The following is a 16870-nucleotide window of genomic DNA, read 5'->3' as shown; positions in this document are numbered from 1 at the left end:
TTGCGGGCCAGTCGCCCGCCGAGCCTTCGCCACGCATGCCTGCCGCCTCTTCCGTCGTTTCCACGCCATTGCTGCATCCGCTTGCGGTCGGCGACCTGCACCGTCCGCTGGCCTATGCCGGCGGCCAGCACATCGATCTGGCCACCTTTCTCGGCCATGTGCGCGGCCTGGCGGCGGTGCTGCCGCCGGGCCGGCATGCGCTGAACCTGTGCGAGGACCGCTACCGGTTCATGGTCGCGTTCTGCGCGGCGGCGCTGCGCGGGCAGACCTCGCTGCTGCCGTCCTCGCGCGCGCCGGCGGTGGTCACCGAGGTGCAGTGCAGCCATGCCGACAGCTATTGCCTGGGCGACCTGGTGCTGGCCGAACCGCCGCCGCGCTACTGGCAACTGCCCGAACAATTGCCCAGCCTGGACGGCGCCATGCCGCAGCTGGCGGACGACGCGCTGGTCGCGATCGGCTTCACCTCCGGCAGCACCGGCGCGCCGAAACCCAATCCCAAGACCTGGGGCAGCTTCCTGACCAGCACCCGCCAGGACCTGCTGGCGCTGGTCGGACTGTGGGACGCTGACGCGGTGCCGCAGGTGGTGGCGACGGTGCCGCCGCAGCACATGTACGGCATGGAGCTGTCGGTGCTGCTGCCGCTGGTGACGCCGCTGGCGGTGCATGCGGGGCGGCCGTTCTTCCCCGAGGACGTGGCGCACGCGCTGGCGCAGGTGCCGGCGCCGCGGCTGCTGGTGACCACCCCGGTGCACTTGCGCGCGCTGGTCGAATCCGGTGTCGCCCTGCCGCCGCTGGCCGGCATCGTCTCGGCCACCGCGCCGCTGGCGCAGGAACTGGCCGCCGCCGCCGAGGCCCGCTTCGGCGGCGAAGTGCGCGAGATGTTCGGTTCCACCGAGACCTGCGTGTTCGCCAGCCGCCGCACCGCCTGCGAAGCGCCGTGGACGCCGCTGCCCGGTGTGCGCGTGGCGCCGCAGCCCGACGGCACGCTGGTGCACGCGCCGCACCTGCCGCAGCCGGTGCTGCTCGCCGACCTGATGGAAGTGGACGCCGACGGCCGCTTCCAGGTCCGCGGACGTCAGGCCGACCTGCTGGAGATCGCCGGCAAGCGCGCCTCGCTGGCCGACCTGACACGGCGCCTGCTGGCCGTGCCGGGCGTGGTCGACGGCGCGATGTTGCAGTTGGAGCCCGAACCCGGCCAGGCGGTCGGCCGCATCGCGGCCGTTGTGGTCGCGCCAACCCTGGACGAAGCCGCGATCCTGGCCGTATTGCGCCGCGAACTGGACCCGGTGTTCCTGCCGCGCCGCCTGCGCAAGCTCGATGCCTTGCCGCGCAACGAAACCGGCAAGCTGCCGCGCGATCGGCTGCTGGCGTTGTTGGCGGGGGAGCGCGAGAGCTGAGGGTTGGTTGGCGCCGGATGCCGTACTGCTTCCGGTGACTGTCGCATCTGCAGAGCATGGCGCTGCATTGGCCGGGAAATTCGCTGCTGGTCCTGATCGGATAAGTGGATACGGTACGCGGCACGCATCTCGCATGCCCTGGCGGTCGTCACTGCCTTTGGCACTCGGCCTGGCCTCAACGCCGAATGGACCAGCCGCCGCTCCTCAGGATAAAGCGCTCAATACCTTCGCCACGAGGCGCTCCAGGTCCACCGGCACGCGCGTATCCACCGCGAGCACCGTCCCTAGTCCAACCGGTCCGGCGTACTCCGCAAGCATGTCCGGCGGCAGTTCTTTCAACGGATGCGCAGCGTGATGCGCGCTGGCCGCCGCGCGCTCCCGAAAACGCCGGGCGGTTTCGTCGGGGCCGCAGTCGCAGTGAACCTCGACGATGACCGCGTCCAGGCTGGCCAGTTTGTCGCGTTCGTACGCGCTGCGCGGCCGGAAGTTGGCTTCCAGCACCGCGTGCGGCGCGTGGCGCGCCAGCGACCAGAGCAGTTCCATCGCCGCGCCGCCGAGCCGGCGTGACGCGGCCAGATCGCCGCCGCTGTCGCCGAGGCTGTCGGTCAGCGTTTCCTTGATCACATCCTTGCAGAACAGCGGAAAGCCGAGCCGTTTGGCGAGCGGCATCGCCAAGGTGGTTTTTCCTGCGCCAGGCGCGCCGGAAACGATCACGATCTTGCGGCGAATGTCGGACATGGAAGGCCAGTGCACAGGTCTGGATCGGATGCCGCCGATCATCTGGCGACGCTACTCGGGGTTCGGTGCGCGTATGCGAGCACCGAACCGGGCCGCCGCCGCTGCCGACCATCTTGCGTTGCTCGACGCCTCGTCGAGCAGGCGCTACGGCCGCCATGACGGCAGGCGGATAACCTCAGCCGCGCGTAGGCTCAACCATGCACGCCATCGATCTCCACCGCCAGTTCGTTGCGGCAGATCACCGCGTGCAGCAGCAGGCGCGGCACGCGGTCGCCGAAGCGGGCGTCCAGCGCGGCGGCGACCAACGGCAGGTCGGCCGCTTCGCGGACGTAGACCTTGAGCCGGGTGCCGTCGCCGAACTGGTCCGGCAGGTCCGGGCGGTGGCGGCGGGCGGCGGCCAGCAGCGCGTCGAAGTTGGCGAAGGTTTCTTCCAACTGCGCCAGCAGCTGGCCGGTATGCATCGAGGCGTGGCCGACCACGCTGGCGGTGCCGGACAGCAGCAGCGGCATGTCGCTGCCGGCCGGTGGCAGCATCGCGCGGGCGAAGCTCGGCGATTGCGGGCCGTACTGGCGTGGGTAGCGGTAGGCGCTGACCTGGCGCGGGTTCTCCAGTGGGGTGCCGGCCTGGGCGGCGGCCAGCCAGTAGATCTGCATCACCCGCGCGTCGTCGCAGCGGCCGACCGCGGTGGCGGCCGGCAGCTGGCTGGCGTCGAAATCGCCCAGCCCGCGCGCGCGGCCGACGCAGAACTGGCGGTAGCGCTCGCGGTCGCCATTGCCCAGGGTGATCGCGTCGAGGTAGTTCCAGATGCGCAGCATGCGCGGCGTGGCGCTGCCGGCGACGAAGGCGGTGATCTGCGCGTAGGCCAGCGCCGAGGCTTCTTCGATCGCCAGCGCCTGCTCGTCGATTTCGATCACGCCGAACTGCAGGTGCCCGTCGCTGGCCCAGGCGATGTCGCCGTCGCGGCCGCTGCTGACCGGCGCGTCGGTGCGCCACACTTCGAGCATGCGCGGGCCGTGCGGTTGCAGCGGCACGCGCAGGTAGCGGGGGTCGTGGTGGCGCGGGGCGTCGTTGCCGAAGCCGAACACCGCCAACACCCGTTCGTCGCGCAGCAGGTCGCCCAGGTCGGTTTCGGCGACGTAGTCCACCTGCAGCCGCGGATGCCGCTGCTCGTGGTGCGGGAACTGCGGGTGCGGCCGGTTCATGAGTTGTCTCCGTGCAAGGTGTCGCCGTGGAAATGTTCGCGTGCCTGGCGGCGACGATGGCGCCATGCGCGCCATGCGCGCGGCAGCATCGCCAGCGCGGACATGGCGTAGATCGCGCGGAACACGCGCAGCCGGCGCAGCACCGCGCGGTTGTCGAACACGTCGCCGGCCAGCATCGCCACCACCGCCTGTTCCACCTGCAGCACGTTGCGCGGCTGCGCGAACAGCTCGCGCATGGTGGGCGAGGTGAAGCGGTAGATGAACCACTTGAATTCGTTCAGGCCGCGCCGCAGGTGCCGCTCCAGGCCCCGCTGCAGGCGCGCTTCGCTGGCCGGATCGCGCAGCGCCGCATCCACCATCGCCGCGCCGCGCTCGGCGCTGTGCATGGCCAGGTACACGCCGGAGGAAAACATCGGATCGACAAAGGCGTAGGCGTCGCCGAGCATCAGCCAGCGCGGCCCGCTCATGCGCGTGCACTCGTAGGCGTAGTTGCCGGTGGCATGCACTGGCGCGATGCGTTGCGCGCCTTGCATGCGCGCGGCCACGTCGGGATTGAGCGCCAGGGTGCGCAGCAGGAACGCCTCGCTGTCGCCCTGGCGGGTCTTCATGTATTCCGGATCGCACACCGCGCCGACGCTCATCACGTCGTCGGGCAGCGGGATCAGCCACATCCAGCCGTGCGCATGGCGGTAGATGCTGATGTTGCCGGCATCTTCGCCGGGGCGCCGCGCCACCCCGCGGAAATGGCTGAACAGCGCCGCCGACTGGTGCCGCGCGTTGGCGCGCTTGAGTTTGAGCGTGTTGCCGAGGAAGGTGTCGCGGCCGCTGGCGTCGATCAGGTAGCGCGGGCGGAAGTGGCGCAGCCCGTCGGCGTCGCGCGCCTGCACCAGCGGCTGCGCGCCGTCCAACTGCACGCTCTCGACCTTGACGCCTTCGCGCAGATCGGCGCCGGCGGCGCGGGCATGGGCGAACAGGACCCGGTCGAAGTCGGCGCGCGGCACCTGGAACGCGTAGTCGGACTGCGCGCCCAGCGCCTGCGCGAAGCGGAAGGTGTTGTAGCCGCCGCTGTCGTTGGGGAAGTCGGCGCCGAGCTTGAGCACGCCGATCGCGCGCACCTGCTCCAGCACGCCCAGCCGCTGCAGGATCGGGATGTTCATCGGCAGGAGCGATTCGCCGATGTGGAAGCGCGGATGGTGGCCCTTCTCCAGCAGGGTCACCTGCCAGCCCTGTTGCGCCAGCAGGATCGCCGCGGCGCAGCCGGCCGGGCCGCCGCCGATCACCAGCACGTCCGGCGTTTCCGCCGCGGGCGCCTGCGGCGTGGCTGGGGAGGGCGCGGGCGCGCGGGCGGGAGCGGTGGAATTCATCCTGAAAAACCTGCGGTAGACATGTCAGACAAATGCCATGATAGCTTGCCTGCAAGAGGCGGACAGTTGCGTCGCTGCGCGCGATGCACCATCTTGTCGCTCCTGCCCTCACCGCCTGGAAGCCCCTGGATGTCTTCGCAAACTGCCGCCGAACGTGAACTGGCCGAGCTGCTGGTCGAGAGCCTGAACCTGGAGGACGTGCAGCCCGGCGACATCGATCCAGAAGCGCCGCTGTTCAATACCGGCTTGGGCCTGGACTCGATCGATGCGCTGGAGCTGGCGCTGGCGATCAGCAAGCGCTACGGCTTCCAGCTGCGCTCGGACAACGACGAGAACCGCCGCATCTTCGCCTCGCTGCGCGCACTGTCGGCGCATGTCGAAGCCAACAAGACCAGCTGATCCGCCGGCTGCCGCCGCGCCGTGGGCGCTGGCGCTGGGGGTGTTGCTGGCGCTGGCGTATTCGCCGCTGGCGCACTGGGCCAACGCCGCGCACCGTTCCGACCTGGCCGTGCTGGCCGGCGCGGCGCTGGTGCTGATGCTGCTGGTGGAGCCGATGGCGCGGCTGCGGCCGTGGGCCTGGGCGCTGGCGCTGCTGGCGCTGGCCGCGTTGCTGCCGCTGTGGCGCTCGCCGCACGCGCTGCTGTTGCTGGCCGCGCCGCCGGTGCTGTTCACCGCCTGGGTGGCCTGGTTCTTCGGGCGCAGCCTGCAGCGCGGGCGCACGCCGCTGATCTCGCGCATCGTCGAGGCGCTGTACCGCCAGGCCGGGCTGCCGCTGACCCCCGAGCAGTTGCGCTACACCCGCCGGCTGACCCTGGCCTGGGCGCTGCTGCTGGCCGCCATGACCTTGCTGAATCTGTTGCTGGCGCTGTGCGCCGTGCCCAGCGGGGTGCTGGCGCAGCTGGGGCAGGCCTCGCCGGTGCCGATCGGCGATGCGCGCGCCTCGCTGATCGCCAATCTGCTGGGCTACGGGGTCATCGGCGGCTTCTTCGTCGGCGAGTATTTCCTGCGCGGGCGCTGGTTTCCGCTGCGTCCCTACCGTAATCTGCCTGACTTCCTGCACCAGCTGGCGCGGCTGGGGCCGGGTTTTTGGCGCGATCTATTGCGCTGACGCGCGCATCGGGGGGTGCAGAGGCTTGTGCAGATCATCAAGGACAAACTGAAGATGCCGCAGGCAGGGATGCCGTCGCGCATGGCCTGGGCCGTGTGGAATACCTTGCAACTGCTGTTCACTCTGGCGTTCACCGGGCTGGGCATCGTCGTGGCGCTGGGCCTGTTGCTGCTGGCCGGGCCGCCGCTGCCGCTGCGCATGGGCGCGCGGGTGTGGGCGCCGGTGCTGTTCTTCGGCGCCGGCGTGCGTTTCGAAGTGGAAGGCCAGGAGCGGGTGGACTGGTCGCGCAACCACCTGTTCGTCAGCAACCACCAGTCGATCATCGACATCTGCGCGCTGTTCGCGGCGCTGCCGGTGCCGCTGCGCTTCCTGCTCAAGGACGAAATGCTGCAGGTGCCGTTCGTGAGCTGGTATGCGCGCGCCACCGGCATGCTGTTCCTGGACCGCGACAGCCGCCGCGCCGGGGCCATGGTCCGGCGCCAGGCCGCGGCGCTGCTGCGCCAGGGCCAGGACCTGTGCCTGTTCCCGGAAGGCACCCGCAGCCGCAACGGCGAACTGGCCGAATTCAAGGCCGGGCTGTTGCAGGCCGCTATCGATGCTGGCGTGGACGTGGTGCCGGTGGCGTTGGACGGGGCGGGCAAGGTGCTGCCGTCGACCAGCCTGTTCCGGGTCCGGCCCGGGGTGATCCGGGTGCGGATCGGCACGCCGATCAATGTGAACGGCGCCGATGGCCCGCTGGACCGGCAACAGCTGACCCAGCGCGCACACCAGGCCGTCCGTGCCATGCTCGAACCCAGAATCTGAGTCGCCAAGCCTTATGGATTTCGTCGTACCGCCTGATCATCCCAGCCTGCCAGGGCATTTCCCGGGCCACCCGGTGGTGCCCGGCGTGGTGGTGCTGGACCACGTGCTGCAGGCCGTCGAGGCCGTGCACGGCGCCTGTGGGCCGCTGCGCCTGCCGCAGGTGAAGTTCCTGCAGCCGCTGCTGCCCGGGCAACCGGCGCGGGTGGAACTGGACGGCGCCGCGCCGCGCTGGCGGTTCCGCGTGCGTCGCGGCGAGGACCTGCTGGTCAGCGGCGAGCTGGTCGCCGAGGCGGCGCCATGAGCGCCAGCTGGAAACACCGCCCCGAGGGCGGCGGCCGTGTCGCGCTGTGGCTGATCCGCAGCATCGCCCGCTACGGCGGCCGCGCGCTCGGGCGCCTGCTGCTGTATCCGATCACCCTGTATTTCCTGCTGGTGCGCGGCCCGGAGCGGCGCGATTCGCGCCACTACCTGGGGCGCGTGCTGGACCGCCCGGCCACGCTGCTGGACGTGGCCCGGCACATCCACACCTTCGCCTCCACCATCCTGGACCGGGTGTTCATGCTGTGCGGGCAGATGCAGCGCTTCCAGGTCGACATCCAGGGCCTGGAACAGCTGCATGCGCAGATGGACCGCGGCCAGGGCGTGCTGATCTTCGGCTCGCACCTTGGCAGTTTCGACGCGCTGCGGGTGCTGGCCACCGAGCGCCCGGACGTGCAGGTCAAGGTGGTACTGGACAAGGCCCACAACCCGGCGATGACCGAGCTGCTGGGCGCGCTGAACCCGCAGCTGGCGGCCAACATCATCGACGCCGGCATGGACAGCACCTCGATCGTCATGGCGATCAAGCAGGCCACCGACGAAGGCGCGCTGGTCGCGCTGCTGGTCGATCGCCCGCGCCCGGAAGACCCGGCGCTGCCGGCCGCGTTCATCGGCCAGGGCGCACTGTTCCCGACCTCGCCTTGGCTGATCGCCGCGGCGCTGAAGGTGCCGGTGGTGCTGGCGTTCGGCCTGTACCGCGGCGGCAACCGCTACCAGCTGGTGTTCGAGACCTTCAGCGAAGGCCTGGACCTGCCGCGCCGGCAGCGCGCGCCGGCGCTGGCCGCGCTCATCCGCGATTACGCCGCCAGGCTGGAACATCACACGCGCTCCGCGCCGTACAACTGGTTCAACTTCTACGATTTCTGGAACAACCGCCATGCCGATGCGCCGCACCTTGCCGTGGATGCTGATACTGCTGTGCAGCGCCGCACCGCTGTGCGCCGCGTCGCCTGAGCCGCTCGACCCCGGCTGGATCCTGCAGAAGCTGGCGCGGCCGGTCCCGGTCAGCACCGAGTTCGTCGAACTGCGCGGCTCGGCGCTGCTGAAGGCGCCGTTGCGCGTGCAGGGCCAGTACCGGCGCCCGGACAGCGACACGCTGGTGCGCGAAGTCACCGCGCCGTACCGCGAGACCACCACCCTGCGCGGCGGCGAAGCCACGCTGGAGCGCGCCGGCAAGGCGCCGCGGCGCTTCTCGCTGGCGCGCGTGCCGGAACTGGCCGGCCTGCAGAACGGCTTCGGCGCGCTGCTGTCCGGCGACCGTGCGCAGTTGCAGCAGCACTACACGCTGAGCAGCAGCGGCACCCGCGAACGCTGGCAGCTGCAGCTGCAGCCCAAGGACCCGGCGCTGGCCGCGCAGGTGCGCAGCCTGCGCCTGTACGGCCGCGGGGCCGAACTGCGCTGCATCGAGACCACCCCGGCCAAGGGCGACGTGCAGCGCACCCTGCTGGCCGGCGCCGCGCGCGACGCGGCCAGCCTGGCCGAGACCGAGGCGCTGACCGCGCTGTGCCACGGCGACGCGCGCTGATGCTGGCGCGCGTTAGTTGCAGGCGGGCCGCGCTGTGCGCGGCCCCGGGGAAGAACGTGCTGGCACTTGCGTGGCCGCAGCGATGAAACGCGAACTGAGTTCGAAGGCGCGCATCTCGCTGGCGCTGCTATGGCTGGCGCTGCTGACCGTGGCCGGTCTCTGGCTGGGCAACGTGCTGCAGGTGTCCGGTGACTTGCGCAAATTCATGCCGGAAGCCCAGACCCCCGCGCAAAAACTGCTGCTCGACGAACTCGGCGAAGGCCCGGGCTCGCGGCTGCTGCTGTTCTCGCTGTCCGGCGCGGACCCGGCGACGCTGGCGCGGCAGTCGCAGGCGATACGCGCGCAGCTGACCGCGCAGCGCGACACCTTCGAACTGGTCGCCAACGGCGCCAATGCCGGCCTGGACGCGATCCCCGAGCGCCTGCTGGCCTACCGCTACCTGCTCAGCGACAGCTTCGACGCCCACCCGCTGGATGCGGCGACCCTGGCCGACGCGCTGCAGGCGCGGTTGCAGGACCTGGGCTCGCCGGCCGCGGCGATGGTCGAGCCGCTGCTGCCGCGCGATCCGACCCTGGAAGTGCTGCACCTGGCCGAAAGCCTGCAGCCGGCCGGCGGCCCGCAGCAGCGCGACGGGGTCTGGTTCGATCGCGCCGGCAAGGACGCGCTGCTGGTGGCGCAGACCCGCGCCGCCGGGTTCGATCCGACCGGGCAGCAGCAGGCGGTGGACGCGATCCATGCCGCCTTCGCCAAGGCCAGCGCCGGCAGCGCCAGCCGTCTGACCCTGACCGGCCCCGGCGCGTTCTCGGTGGAGATCGGCGGGCGCACCCAGAGCGAGGCGCAGTGGATCGGCATGCTGGATACGCTGGGCCTGATCGTGCTGCTGCTGGTCGCCTACCGCAGCTGGAAGATCCCGGTGCTCGGCGTGCTGCCGCTGGCCAGCGCCGGCCTGGCCGGGCTGGGCGCGGTGGCGCTGCTGTTCGACGGCGTGCACGGCATCACCGTGGCGTTCGGCTTCACCCTGATCGGCGTGGTCCAGGACTATCCGATCCACCTGTTCAGCCATCAGCGGCCGGGCCTGGATCCGCGCGCCAATGCGCGCCACCTGTGGCCGACCCTGGCCACCGGCGTGGTCTCCACCTGCATCGCCTACGTCACCTTCCTGTTCTCCGGGGTGGACGGCCTGCGCCAGCTGGCGGTGTTCACCATCGCCGGGCTGCTGGTGGCGGCGCTGACCACGCGCCTGCTGCTGCCGGCGCTGATCGATCCTTCGCCGCGCGACCATGCCGATTCGCCGGCGCTGGCGCGGCTGTGGCGCGGCATCGCGCGGTTGCCGCGGCCGCGTTGGTCGCTGCTGCCGCTGGCGCTGGTCGCCGCGGCGGTGATCGCGTTCGCGCCGGGGCCGTTCTGGCAGAACGACCTGTCCAAGCTGACCCCGGTGCCGGCCGACGGCCTGGCCCGCGACGCGCATCTGCGCAAGGAACTGGGCGCGCCGGACGTGCGCTACGTGCTGGCCGTGCCGGCGGCCTCCGCCGATGCCGCGCTGGCCGCCTCGGAGCGGCTGCGCCCGCGCCTGGGCGCGCTGGTCGCGCGCGGCGAGCTGGCCGGTTACGACATGGCCGCGCGCTACCTGCCCAGCGCGGCGACCCAGCAGCGGCGCCAGGCGGCGTTGCCCGACGCGGCGCAGGCGCGCGCGCTGACCGTTACCGCGGTGGCGGCCACACCGTTCCGCGCCGACGCCTTCGCCCCGTTCCTGGCCGACCTGGAGCGCGCCCGCCGCGCGCCGCCGCTGACCGCGCGCGACCTGCACGGCACGCCGCTGGCGACTACGGTCGATGGCCTGCTGCTGGATCGCGCCGACCACGCTACCGCGCTGGTATCGCTGACCGGCCTGCGCGACCCGGCGCTGCTGGCCGCCGCGGTGCAGGGCAGCGGCGCGCAATTGATGGACCTGAAGGAGGCCTCCGAATCGCTGGTCGCCGCCTACCGCGGCCGCGTGCTCGGCGCGCTAGGCATCGCCGCGCTGCTGCTGGCGCTGACCGTGGCGATCGCGCTGCGCACGCCGCGCCGGATCGTGCGCGTGCTGCTGCCGATGGCGCTGACCACGCTGCTGATCCTGGCGCTCCTGCGCGGCTGCGGGGTCGAGCTGAACCTGTTCCACCTGATCGCGCTGATCCTGGCCGCCGGCCTGGGCCTGGACTACGCGCTGTTCTTCGACCACGCCGGCGACGACCGCGCCGACCAGCTGCGCACGCTGCACGCCCTGATCGTGTGCAGCCTGATGACGCTGCTGGTGTTCGCGCTGCTGGCCGCCTCCAGCATTCCGGTGCTGCGCGCGATCGGCAGCACGGTGGCGCTGGGCGTGCTGTTCAACTTCGTGCTGGCGTTGCTGATTTCGCGCGAGACGGCCAGCGACACGCCGGCCACCGCGGCGCATTAGGAGACATGGCATGACCGAGCTTCCGCGCGAACGCGATGCGATCGCGGCGCTGGTGCCGCACCAGGGCCTGATGTGCCTGTGGGAACAGGTGATCGCCTGGGACGCGCAACGCATCGTGCTGCGCAGCCAGACCCATCGCGCCGCCGAGCATCCGCTGCGCAGCGGCGGCCGCCTGCGCGCGCTGCACCTGTGCGAGTACGGTGCGCAGGCGATGGCGGTGCACGGCGGCCTGCTCGCTCGCGCCAGCGGCAAGCCGGTGCACGGCGAGCTGCTCGACCGGGCCATCGGCACACCGGCGCGCCTGGGCATGTTGGTCGCGCTGCGTGGCGTGCACTTGCATGTGGCCGATCTGCAGGATCTGCCGGATGCGATCGAGTGCGAGGCCGACGTGCTGTTGCAGGCCGAGGACAGCCAGCAATACCGCTTCCGCCTGGTGCACCGCGCGCAACTGCTGGCCGAAGGCCGGGCCACGGTGATGCTACGCGCGGCCTAGCTTTTTGTAGGGGCGACCGTCTTCAGCCGCGACGAGCGCAGCGGCGGGCTTTCCGGCTTCGGAAGTTGTCGCGGCTGAAGCCGCTCCTACAGTGCACCAGCAGGCTATCCGCAAGCCGTGTAGGAGCGGCTTCAGCCGCGACACTTTACCGACAGTGCCTGTCGCGGCTGATGGCACGAGGCATCCAGAGCCGCCGCCACAAAAGCGGGCACGCGCTTTGGCGCAACGCCTGCGAATCGTTAGGATGGCGACCGGCCCCCATTCCGTCCGAGGAAATCCAGATGTCACAGCCTTCTTCCCCGCGCCGCGCCCTGGTCACCGGCGGCAGCGGCGATCTCGGCGGTGCGATCTGCGGGCAGCTGGCCACGCAGGGATTGCATGTGATCGTGCACGCCAACGGCAACCTGGCACGCGCCGCCGCGGTGGTGCAGGACATCGCCGCGGCCGGCGGCAGTGCCGAGGCGGTGGCGTTCGACGTGGCCGATGCCGCTGCCAGCGCCGCGGCGCTGGCGGCGCTGCTGGAGGCCGGGCCGATCCAGGTGGTGGTCAATAACGCCGGCATCCACGACGACGCGCCGATGGCCGGGATGAGCGCGGCGCAATGGCACCGGGTCATCGACGTGTCGCTGCACGGTTTCTTCAACGTGACCCAGCCGTTGCTGCTGCCGATGGCGCGCACGCGCTGGGGCCGCATCGTCAGCGTGTCGTCGGTGGCGGCGGTGCTCGGCAACCGCGGGCAGACCAACTACGCCGCGGCCAAGGCCGCGCTGCACGGCGCCAGCAAGTCGCTGGCGCGGGAGATGGCCAGCCGCGGGATCAGCGTCAACGTGGTCGCGCCCGGGGTGATCGAAGGCGCGATGGCCGGCGAGGCGTTCGCGCCGGAGGCGATCAAGCAGCTGGTGCCGGCCGGCCGCCCCGGCAAGGCGGATGAGGTCGCCGCGCTGGTCGGATTCCTGTGCTCGGACGCGGCCGGCTACATCAACGGCCAGGTGATCGGCATCAACGGCGGCATGGGCTGAGGCCCGCCACGCCGCCTGCGCTCACGCGGCGCGCGCGTACCAGGTGTCGGCCAGCGAGCGCTCGCCCTGCAGCGCGTCGGCGAGCAGCGCTTCCAGGCCGTGGTCGCCGATCTGCGGATGCTGCGCGCGCGCCTGGTCCAGCACTTCGCGTGCCAGCCAGCTCATCCGCGCGACGTTGCCGCGCAGGCGCGCGACGAAGGCCGCGTCGTCCAGCACTTCGCGCAAGGCCCCGTTGAGCTCGTGGAACCAGCCGATCAGGTACTGGTCGAGCAGCCGCGCATCGGTTTCGGGACGGCCCTGCGCGTCGTTGTGGCGGCCCCAGTCGCGCAGCAGCGCCTGCATGCCCAGGTTGAGTTCGCGCGCGCGGGTGAATTCCGGCCGCAGCCGGCCCAGCGTGGGCAGGTCGGCGATGCGTTCGGAGAAATACAGCGGCGCCAGCAACGACCAGTAGTAGGTGTAGTCCCAGATCACCTTGATCGGCATCACTTGCGCATCGCCGAACAGCGGGTACTGGTCCTGGTACAGGGTCAGGGTGTTCTCGTAGAACGAGAAGTACAGCTGCTGGTACAGCTCGGCGTAGGGCGCGATGTTGTGCCCGGCGCGGTCGCGTCCGATCAGTTCGCAGATGTAGGTGTTGGAGATGGCGATGAAGTCGCTGCCCGGCGAATAGAACGGATCCAGGAACACGCCGGCCTCGCCGGTCAGCGCCCAGCGCTGCGCCGAGAACACCTGCTTGCAGCCATAGGAGAACTCGCGCAGGAACATGAAGTCCTGCAGCGCATGCTGGCTCTGGGCGAGCGTGCGCGCGACCTGCGGTTGGTGCCGGTGCAGCCAGGCCATCGCTTTTTCGTGCGTGTTCATCGTCTCCAGCGGGTGCATCGCCGCGTCGCAGACGATGCCCAGCGAATGCGCGCCGGAGGACAGCGGGATCAGCCAGAACCAGTAGCCCGGGCCGCACATGTGGTTGGTCGAGCGCCAGCGGTCCGGCGGCGTGCAGCGCTGCAGCCAGCCGCTGTCCTGCGACCAGGCATTGGGATCCACCAACCCGTCCACCCGCCACCACACCGCATTGGCGTGGTGCGCGTTGTCCTGGGCCAGGCCCAGCTTGCGCTTGAGCAGGCCGGCGCGGCCGCTGGCGTCCACCACCCAGCGCGCGCGCAGCGTCGCCGCTGCGCCGTCGCGCTCGTAGCGCACCTGGTGGTCGGCGTCGTCGTCGGCCAGGTCGATGCCGCGCACCGTGCAGCCGTCGATGAATGCGATGTCCAGCGCGCGCGCGCGTTCGCCGAGGAAATTCTCGAAGCGGCCGCGGTCGATCTGCCACGACGGCGTCGGCAGCAACTTGCTGACACCCAGTTCGGTGCAGCGGTCGATGTCCTCGCGCCCGTCGGAGAAGAAGAAGCGGAAGCCGAACTTGCGGATCTGTTCGCTGTCCAGGTGCTCGCGCAGGCCGAGCACCTCGGCGAAATAGTGCGCACCGATCTCCACCGAGGATTCGCCGACCTTGAACGCGGCCTCGCGCACCGGGTGCGCGCGCCGTTCCAGCACGCTGATGCGCAGGTGCGGATCTTGCTGGCGCAACTGCAGGGCCAGAGTCAGCCCGGCCAGGCCGCCGCCGGTGATCACCACATCCGCATGCCGTTCGTTCATGTCGTCTCTTGCTTGTCGAAAGGAGTGGGCCGCGCCGCGAATTCGCCGGCGCTGTCGTCGATCAGCACCGGATTGGCGCGGGCGCGGCGGTATTCCCGAACCACATGGCCGTACTGCCAGACCTGCGCGATCACGTGCGAGGTGATTTTCCACAGATCGCGCGCCAGGCGGAAATGGCTCTTGCGGAAACTGCCGGGCGTCTGGTTGGCGTAGCGCGTTTCGATCGGCACCGCGACCACGCGCGCGCCGGCCTGGCGCGCGGCGGAGATCAGCAGCTGCGCCTCAAACACGAAGCCTTCGCCGGGCACGTCGGGCAGGGTGTACACCGCCTGCGGATACAGGCGCTGCCCGCTCTGGCTGTCGATCAGGCGGAAGCCGCAGGCCCAGGCGATGCCCCAGTCGCCGAAGTCGTTGCCGATGCGGCGGATGGTCGGCTGGCTGGCGCGCTTGCGCAGGCGCGCGCCGACGATCACGCAGCCGGGATGGCGATTGGCTGCAGCCAGCAGGCGCGGGAAATCGGCGGCGCTGTGCTGCCCGTCGCCGTCCATCGTCATCACCGCGCGAGCGCCCTGGCGCTGCGCTTCGGCGAAGCCGCTGCGCAGCGCGGCGCCCTTGCCGCGCCGCTGCGGATGGCGGATCAGGGTCACCGGCAGGCCGGCGATGCAGTCGCTGGTGCCGTCGTCGGAGCCGTCGTCGACCACGATCACCCGCGGGCAGTGCGCCAGCGCGTTGCTGACCACCTCGCGGATGCGCAGCGATTCGTTCAGCGCCGGGATCAGGATCGCGGCCTCGGCGGCGCTCAGCGCGATCCGGCTCATGCCTGCAGTTCCACGTGCAGGCAGCGGCCGCCACCGGCATCCAGGGTGCAGCCGGCGGCGCCGGCGGCCAGCGCGTCGAACAGCACCAGCATCGGTGCCATCGCGTTGCCGGCGGCATGCCGAGCCAGCGCGCCGTCGCCGTCGGCCGCGTCGCCGTCGGCCAGGCGCACGCGCAGGCGCGGCTTGCCGGGCAGCGCCGCGGCGCCGAGCACCAGCGCGGCGCCGAGCAGGCTGTCGCTTTGCGAAACGCGTGCGAGCGGACCGGCCGAACGGCTGTCGTAGGCGGCCAGCAGCACCGCCGCCTCGCCGGCGGCCAGTTGCGACAGCGCTTCCAGCAGGCCCTGCGCGAAGCTGGCGCGGTGCGCGCTGATCGCGGTCGCCGCGGTGGTGGCGCCGGCGCCGATGGTCCAGTAGCCGGCGGCGGCGTTGTGCACCGAGTTGTGGAACTTGGTCGGCGAGATCGCCAGCGGATCGCTGGCCAGCGTGGTGCACATGTAGTCGGTGATCGCCACGTCGCCGTGGGTGGAGGTGAAGATGGAGGGCAACGTGGCCGGATCGCGGCCGGCGTCCTGGCACGCGGCCAGCGCCACTTCCAGCGACACCGCCACCGTGTCCGGCGCGCGCCGCCGCTCGTTGGGCGCCAGCAGTTGCGAGGCCGGCCGCGGCGGCGTGTCCACGGTGCCGCCGCGGCCGGCGGCGAAGGCGTGCGCGGCAGCCCACGTGGGCAGGCCGGCGGCCCAGAAACCGATGCCTTCGATGGTCGCGGTCAACATCGGCGTGCTCATGCGCGGCCGAACAGCAGCGAGCAATTGTTGCCGCCGAAGCCGAAGGAATTGTTCATCGCGTAACGGACCTGTGCGTGGGCAGTGGCGAAGCGGATCTGCGGGCCGCATTCGGGATCGGGCTGTTCGCTGTTGAGGGTGCCGGGGAGCAGGCCGTCGCGCAGCGCCAGCAGCGCGAACACCGATTCGACGATCCCCGCCGCGCCCAGCGTATGCCCGGTCCAGGCCTTGGTCGAACTGGCATGCAGGGTGGCCGGGAACAGCGCGGCGACCGCGCCGGCCTCCACGCTGTCGTTGGCCGGGGTGGCGGTGCCGTGCAGGTTGAGGTAGCCGATCTGCGCAGCGTCCACGCCCGCGCGCTGCAGCGCGCCGCCCATTGCCAGGCGCGCGCCGAGGCCCTGCGGGTGCGGTGCGGACATATGGTGCGCGTCGCTGGATTCGCCGTAGCCGCACAGCAGGGCTAGCGCCGGCGGCGCGCCAGCGGCATCGGCGCGCTCCAGCAGCGCGTAGCCGCCGGCTTCGCCCAGCGACAACCCGAGCCGGCGCACATCGAACGGCCGGCATGGCTCCGGCGACACCACCTGCAGCGAATTGAAGCCGAACAGCACGCTGCCGCACAGCGTGTCCACGCCGCCGACCAGGGCCGCATCCACCACCCCGGCGGCGATCAGCCGCGCGGCCTGCGCGAACACCTTGGCGCTGGACGAGCAGGCGGTGGCGACGGTGACGCACGGGCCGCGCAGGCCGGTGGCACGGCGCACGAAATCGCCCGGCGAATGCGGCGTATGCACGATCGGCCGGTCCAGGTCGGCGGGAAACCGCATGCCCTCGGCGTGCGGTTCGAGCCGGGTATAGGCCTCTTCGCTGGCGCCGATGCTGGCGGTGGACGTACCGATCACCACCGCCACGCGCTCGGCGCCGTGGCGCTGCGCGGCGGCGGCCACCGCCGCGAGCATGCCGTCCTGCTGCAGCGCCAGCCACGCCAGGCGGTTGTTGCGGCATTCCCATCCGGCCAGCGCCGGCGGCAGCGGCGCGGTCTCCAGCGCGTCCACGCGGCCGATCCAGCAGGGCAGCGGTTGCGCGCCGAAGTCGTTGCGGCGCAGGCCGCTGCGGTTGTCGCGCAAGGCCGTGGCCTGCGCCTGCAATCCGCTGCCGAGCGCGGTGGTCGCGGTGTAGGCACGAATTGCGACGGGGGCCATGCGGGGCGACGGGGACGCT

17 protein-coding genes are annotated in these 16870 nt (G+C 71.4%); 10 read left to right on the top strand and 7 right to left on the bottom strand.

What is annotated here, in order from left to right:
* Positions 1-35: 35 nt before the first annotated feature.
* Positions 36-1397, top strand: a complete 1362-nt coding sequence (locus KHF85_RS19235; RefSeq protein WP_284567896.1) for an AMP-binding protein — start codon at positions 36-38, stop codon at positions 1395-1397.
* Between the two features lie 204 nt (positions 1398-1601).
* Here the strand turns inward: KHF85_RS19235 and KHF85_RS19230 are convergent, their stop codons facing one another.
* The 3 genes from KHF85_RS19230 to KHF85_RS19220 all read right to left on the bottom strand — a co-directional run bounded on the left by KHF85_RS19230 (position 1602) and on the right by KHF85_RS19220 (position 4701).
* Positions 1602-2135, bottom strand: coding sequence for an AAA family ATPase (locus tag KHF85_RS19230; RefSeq protein ID WP_284567895.1), 534 nt, complete (start codon positions 2133-2135; stop codon positions 1602-1604).
* Between the two features lie 191 nt (positions 2136-2326).
* Positions 2327-3337 (bottom strand): chorismate transformation enzyme, FkbO/Hyg5 family, encoded by a 1011-nt coding sequence (locus KHF85_RS19225; protein ID WP_284567894.1) that lies wholly within the window; start codon positions 3335-3337, stop codon positions 2327-2329.
* Positions 3334-4701 carry an NAD(P)/FAD-dependent oxidoreductase gene (locus tag KHF85_RS19220; RefSeq protein WP_284567893.1) on the bottom strand — a complete coding sequence of 456 codons (1368 nt, stop codon included), beginning with the start codon at positions 4699-4701 and terminating at the stop codon, positions 3334-3336. Before KHF85_RS19220 ends, KHF85_RS19225 begins: the two co-directional genes overlap by 4 nt.
* A 129-nt stretch (positions 4702-4830) precedes the next feature.
* On the opposite strand from KHF85_RS19220, the gene xanC reads away from it, so the two are divergent.
* The 9 genes from xanC to fabG all read left to right on the top strand — a co-directional run bounded on the left by xanC (position 4831) and on the right by fabG (position 12405).
* The gene (gene xanC, locus KHF85_RS19215) at positions 4831-5100 is read left to right on the top strand and encodes a xanthomonadin biosynthesis acyl carrier protein XanC (protein WP_003470209.1); all 270 of its coding nucleotides are present in this window, start codon (positions 4831-4833) and stop codon (positions 5098-5100) included.
* The gene (locus KHF85_RS19210; RefSeq protein ID WP_284567892.1) at positions 5075-5809 is read left to right on the top strand and encodes a ketosynthase; all 735 of its coding nucleotides are present in this window, start codon (positions 5075-5077) and stop codon (positions 5807-5809) included. The genes xanC and KHF85_RS19210 overlap by 26 nt, the downstream gene beginning before the upstream one ends.
* A 54-nt stretch (positions 5810-5863) precedes the next feature.
* Positions 5864-6613 (top strand): lysophospholipid acyltransferase family protein, encoded by a 750-nt coding sequence (locus KHF85_RS19205; protein ID WP_284569604.1) that lies wholly within the window; start codon positions 5864-5866, stop codon positions 6611-6613.
* Between the two features lie 13 nt (positions 6614-6626).
* On the top strand, positions 6627-6914 hold the full coding sequence (locus KHF85_RS19200) for a hypothetical protein (RefSeq protein ID WP_284567891.1): 288 nt from the start codon (positions 6627-6629) through the stop codon (positions 6912-6914).
* Positions 6911-7885 (top strand): LpxL/LpxP family acyltransferase, encoded by a 975-nt coding sequence (locus KHF85_RS19195; protein ID WP_284567890.1) that lies wholly within the window; start codon positions 6911-6913, stop codon positions 7883-7885. Before KHF85_RS19200 ends, KHF85_RS19195 begins: the two co-directional genes overlap by 4 nt.
* Complete coding sequence (locus KHF85_RS19190) at positions 7809-8456, top strand: LolA-related protein (protein WP_039955235.1); 648 nt, start codon at positions 7809-7811, stop codon at positions 8454-8456. The genes KHF85_RS19195 and KHF85_RS19190 overlap by 77 nt, the downstream gene beginning before the upstream one ends.
* Positions 8457-8538: 82 nt before the next feature.
* Positions 8539-10893: an MMPL family transporter gene (locus KHF85_RS19185; protein ID WP_284567889.1), complete on the top strand. Its 2355-nt coding sequence runs from the start codon at positions 8539-8541 to the stop codon at positions 10891-10893.
* A 10-nt stretch (positions 10894-10903) separates the two neighbouring features.
* Positions 10904-11386, top strand: coding sequence for a phosphotransferase (locus tag KHF85_RS19180; protein ID WP_284567888.1), 483 nt, complete (start codon positions 10904-10906; stop codon positions 11384-11386).
* Between the two features lie 281 nt (positions 11387-11667).
* The gene (fabG, locus tag KHF85_RS19175; RefSeq protein ID WP_284567887.1) at positions 11668-12405 is read left to right on the top strand and encodes a 3-oxoacyl-ACP reductase FabG; all 738 of its coding nucleotides are present in this window, start codon (positions 11668-11670) and stop codon (positions 12403-12405) included.
* A gap of 21 nt (positions 12406-12426) precedes the next feature.
* Here fabG and KHF85_RS19170 read toward each other — a convergent pair whose 3' ends face one another.
* The 4 genes from KHF85_RS19170 to KHF85_RS19155 are packed head-to-tail and all read right to left on the bottom strand — an operon-like array spanning position 12427 to position 16851.
* Positions 12427-14052: an NAD(P)/FAD-dependent oxidoreductase gene (locus KHF85_RS19170; protein ID WP_284567886.1), complete on the bottom strand. Its 1626-nt coding sequence runs from the start codon at positions 14050-14052 to the stop codon at positions 12427-12429.
* Entirely contained in the window at positions 14049-14870 is an 822-nt protein-coding gene (locus KHF85_RS19165; RefSeq protein WP_284567885.1) for a glycosyltransferase family 2 protein, read from the bottom strand. Before KHF85_RS19165 ends, KHF85_RS19170 begins: the two co-directional genes overlap by 4 nt.
* Complete coding sequence (locus KHF85_RS19160) at positions 14867-15643, bottom strand: beta-ketoacyl synthase chain length factor (RefSeq protein ID WP_284567884.1); 777 nt, start codon at positions 15641-15643, stop codon at positions 14867-14869. The genes KHF85_RS19165 and KHF85_RS19160 overlap by 4 nt, the downstream gene beginning before the upstream one ends.
* Before the next feature lie 8 nt (positions 15644-15651).
* The gene (locus KHF85_RS19155) at positions 15652-16851 is read right to left on the bottom strand and encodes a beta-ketoacyl-[acyl-carrier-protein] synthase family protein (RefSeq protein ID WP_284567883.1); all 1200 of its coding nucleotides are present in this window, start codon (positions 16849-16851) and stop codon (positions 15652-15654) included.
* Positions 16852-16870 lie beyond the last annotated feature (19 nt).

It is taken from the genome of Xanthomonas graminis pv. graminis (assembly GCF_030168915.1).
Lineage (GTDB): Bacteria > Pseudomonadota > Gammaproteobacteria > Xanthomonadales > Xanthomonadaceae > Xanthomonas_A > Xanthomonas_A translucens.
Note: the sequence above shows the minus strand (reverse complement) of the source record. Positions and strands in the feature narration are given on the sequence as shown.